Raw genomic sequence first — 4,181 nt, 5'->3', positions numbered from 1 at the left:
GTTGATGGTTCAATGCCTGTTGTGGCTAGTTGGTTTACACGCACAGCAACAGGGCTGGGATAAGCATTTTCAGGCCAATACCATTGGGCATCGAACGGTACTCTCAACGATTCGCTTGGGATTGGAGGTACTCAGGCGGCCTGATTATCAAATCACGGAGAAAGAATTGCTGGCGGCCTGGGTATTATTCGCCAATCAGTTGCTCAAATATGGCTATGCTATGGCTGATTTATGAGGGGATCCTTCAGAATTTTATGCCTGATGACACTCGTTCCTTGTTAAGGAAGTCGGTGTCGATGATTGACGAGCCAGATACCTCGTTTAGGTACTTTGCATACCTTGTTAGCATATTAAGAGAGGCTGCCGACAATGCGCCTCCTGAAACAGTGTTAAAGAGCCTAAGACAAATCAATATATGTCTTTGGATCTTGTATGGCTGGTCAAGAAAGGAGAAAAACTTTGAAAGTGCTTACTTGTCTAGTGAGGTAGCATTATTGAATGCTTGGCATGTCGGTAATGCTTACTTTTCAAGGAAATCTAAAAATGCCAAACTAATTCAGTCAGTTATACTCTCTATTAAGAATACGTATTTTAAAATTAATCATGACTTTATGACTAAAGTCATCACCCCATACGCGCATGTATATGGTGCTATCTCTCGTGGAGTATGCTCTTCATCTACAGTTGATATTAACCTCAAACTTTTCGATTTACTTGGTCGTATCTCTATACTGGGAATGTGGGTTCTATGGGAATTAGAAATGTGTCAACAAAGTGATACTGAGTCTAAAGCCAGTGAACAACAAGCTGTATTTGTAGCTGATTGCATAATAAACTTGATCAGTAATAATCCTATCTTATTTTCACCACTAAAAGATGATCAAGTTATTGATATCACTCTTGCTGTACTATTTTTAGTATCAATATCGAAGATTACTCAAGTGAAAGATTGGCTAGAAGGAATGCTATTAAGAGTATCTGATAACTTGAGTAACAATGGCGCTTACCCCTGTATTTTCCATGATTACATGGATTTACTCGAACATCCTAAAAACGGTACGGCAGAATATTTCGAAAAATCTACAGCTGGTAGTATTTTGTACTCTAATATTGGGTGTTTTTCTGCCTTATTTAATTTTGATGAGCTTTATACCAAGTTAAGTGAAATTCAAGCTAATCACTTGTCACATTGTAGTATTCAGCTATGGTATCCAGATGAAGAGTCTGAAAAAGAACTATACATTGGTGGAAAATATCATGGATTTTGTTTGTCTGACTTTGATTTTAAATTCACTAAAAATGAACTATTAAGTTATATTTTTAGTGAATGTAGTGAAACCCTGTATTTTGAAAACTTATCAGCTATTAAGCATGGATTATTTCCGATAGTATTGATGGCTTGTAGAGCATATAAACTTCCTGTACCCCCTCACTTTTTTCTTCCTTTTGAAAAGAAGTAAGATAAAAGCGGGGCTTTGTTTCTTAATAGTGAAATCCAATGTTTGTCGGGTTTAAATCAAAATAATATTCTGATTACAGATAAACGCCTGACGATGAAACAAGGGTTTTAAGCGCCATACTGGCGCTCAGGAAGTACTCTGTAGTTATTTGTGCTTTTAGCCTATAAGCGGTTCAGTAGCTACTATACTATGAGTGTAGCAGGATCTCGTCTTGCCTTTAGTCCGTCGGAATTTTCCATACCTGATGTAATTCATGAAATACTAATCTATGATTCCATGAAACTTATTTCTGTCTAAAGATATGCACGGAGCATAAATCATTCATGCCACAAAGCTTACTAGCATTCATTTGGTGAATCGAAAACTGACGAATGAATTGCCCTACAAAATCTCATCTATTTACCTAATGTTCGGCCCTACCGTACAGCGACTAACAATGTATAGGTATACAATCGTATATAAAATTAGATGCTTTTGAGTGTTTTTAACCTCATTTGTTTGCGCATTTTTCCAGATAGTGTATTGGATAAAAACCTGATAAATTATTTGCATACAAATAGTTAACTGTGCGCATTTTTACTGGTAATGAGGTAAACGCGCATGCGCACTATACAAATGTTATATTTTTTAGGGAATATTTTATGAAAAATGATGCTTTATTTTATCCTCAGATTAGTTTGGATAACCCAAGACTAATAAAATCAATGGCTCTCTTATATGATAATGTATATCGAATTTGCCCTGACAATGTAATACCAGATGACCATCCTGAACTCCAAGCATTATTAGAGGAGGGAAGCATAGGTAAAATTATTGATCCCTCAAAATATTCAGAAGAAGCGTCTACACAATTTATTGAAAAATTGGGAGAGTGGGATGCCGCAGCTTTATCATTTGAAGACCATCAGATAAGTAGACTTCATACTGGAAAAACAGATGAGATCGTTCGGGATATGTTTCGTGACATTGGCTTCACCGAAGAGAATGATTGGATGTATGTACCAACAGAGTTTGCATCTAATTTTATGCTTTATATGGCAAATATTGTAGCTAAAAATAATAATTTATCATTATCTACTAATAGTATGGAGGCGTGGACAGCATCAAATTATTTTGCAACTAACGGAATTCTTGGCGATTATTTACAACCACCAGGTTTTGATAACGAGTATTTAGATGATCCATTTGCTATTTTTAATATGTTAATTAGTAATTTAACACCAGTGAATATATCAGAAATCCCTGCGGATAAAATTCTATTGTTTAGAGAAAAAAGACGAGATGAAATTTTAAATTTTCGTAAATGCGTTTTTGATCTCAAAGAGGTGATCGCAAATACTTCTGATGGTGACATTTCTATAGACCGAATTGAAGGTGCTGCTAAAAAACTAGCTGCTGCTCAAGATAATTATCGTAAAAGTGCAGATGTTATTAAAGCAAAAAAATGGTTTGGTTCGACAATGATGGGTATTCCTGCCCCTATTGCACTTTGTAAGCTTCTCGCAATACCAACAGCGACGACTATTGGTATTGCAGCTACTGGGATTGCTATAGGTGGTTTATATAGCTTAATGGCATCTAAAGAAGAGGTTAAAAAATTAAATAAAGATAATCCTTCTGCTTTTTTAACTGTACTAGGTCGTGATTTTAAAGGGCATTGCCGTGCAAGAGGAAGCAGAATGGGAGGAGACATAAATATGACAGCCTGGAATTCTATGCAAGAATATGTCGCAGATTAAAAATATAATCGGGTAGCTGAAGGCATCTAGCCTCCAGCCCCCACACAACCTTGCACGCTGCTCCGTACAGGGCGGTTCATTTAGAACGCCTAACCTAAACTCTCTGGTTAGCTTCTTGTTTCGAGAATGAACTTCGATCCATCCATCTCTTAGTGAACATAAACCCGCTTTCTTAAGATAGTTATTAGTAATGATAATGTGAGCGGTATAGTTTAGAGCCTAAGCACTAACTGATTTATGTCTCGTTTTTAGTTATGTTACCCAAAAAGCTATGTACGATTTAGTTCCGGCTAACCTTAGATGAGCAAGATCGTTTATGTTTTTTAACAAATTTCCAAACATTTCCCCACTTATGGGGTATTTTGTATAAATTGGTTGATTAATAGACTCTTGAGGTGGGGAGCTGGAGATGAAGGCATAGCCCCAAATTTTTATTCAGGCGTCAACGCGATTAAAATGTACAAACATTTTAATCGCATCAGAAATATCTAATGTCACAATAGCTCAATTTTAATGTGAAAAAACTCAAAGAAGAAATAACGAAACCTAGCGTACAATTAACTGAGTTATATAATCGTTAACCAATTGAAAATTATAATTTTCTTTGCTTAGCATGACATCGATTGGCTTGGCGCCATTAAAGGGATGATTATGATTGACCAAGTTCATAAACCCATAGATATTTTCAGGGTTGCTGAATAGTGCATTTAAACCAGCGTGAATATTCAGTATATATACCCAATCAACCTGAAGATGCGTGGGTAAAGAGCTGAAAATTATCATTGATCCGCGACGCTAAACTTTCACCAATATCGGGTAATGTTTCTTTGAAAAATTTATCCAGTGCGGACCTGAAATCTCGCTTATTTTTGAAGTACACGCTGTTCCTCGCGTGCTCATTCATGACCTTCCACAGTCTTTCTATCGGATTGAGGTTCGGGCTGTAAGGCGGTAAATAATGCAACTCAATATTGTGCGAAAT

The 4,181-nt window shown here is 36.5% G+C and carries 3 protein-coding genes and 1 pseudogene; 3 read left to right on the top strand and 1 reads right to left on the bottom strand.

Going from position 1 to position 4,181, the window contains the following annotated elements; translation table 11 throughout:
• From L5M37_RS23865 to L5M37_RS23855, 3 genes and pseudogenes are all read left to right on the top strand, one after another.
• Positions 1-235 (top strand): annotated as a pseudogene (locus L5M37_RS23865) (IS4 family transposase); the annotation flags it as partial.
• A gap of 61 nt (positions 236-296) precedes the next feature.
• Positions 297-1,460, top strand: a complete 1,164-nt coding sequence (locus L5M37_RS23860) for a hypothetical protein (RefSeq protein ID WP_263201911.1) — start codon at positions 297-299, stop codon at positions 1,458-1,460.
• Between the two features lie 641 nt (positions 1,461-2,101).
• On the top strand, positions 2,102-3,199 hold the full coding sequence (locus tag L5M37_RS23855) for a DUF6236 family protein (RefSeq protein ID WP_263168624.1): 1,098 nt from the start codon (positions 2,102-2,104) through the stop codon (positions 3,197-3,199).
• A 742-nt stretch (positions 3,200-3,941) separates the two neighbouring features.
• On the opposite strand, the gene L5M37_RS23850 is transcribed toward L5M37_RS23855, so the two are convergent.
• Positions 3,942-4,181, bottom strand: a 240-nt coding sequence (locus L5M37_RS23850; protein ID WP_263179974.1) for a transposase, incomplete at its 5' end; no start/stop codon positions are given.

Source organism: Shewanella sp. SM69, from assembly GCF_025653985.1.
Classification (GTDB): domain Bacteria; phylum Pseudomonadota; class Gammaproteobacteria; order Enterobacterales; family Shewanellaceae; genus Shewanella; species Shewanella oncorhynchi.
This window is presented reverse-complemented; position numbering and strand designations above follow the sequence as displayed.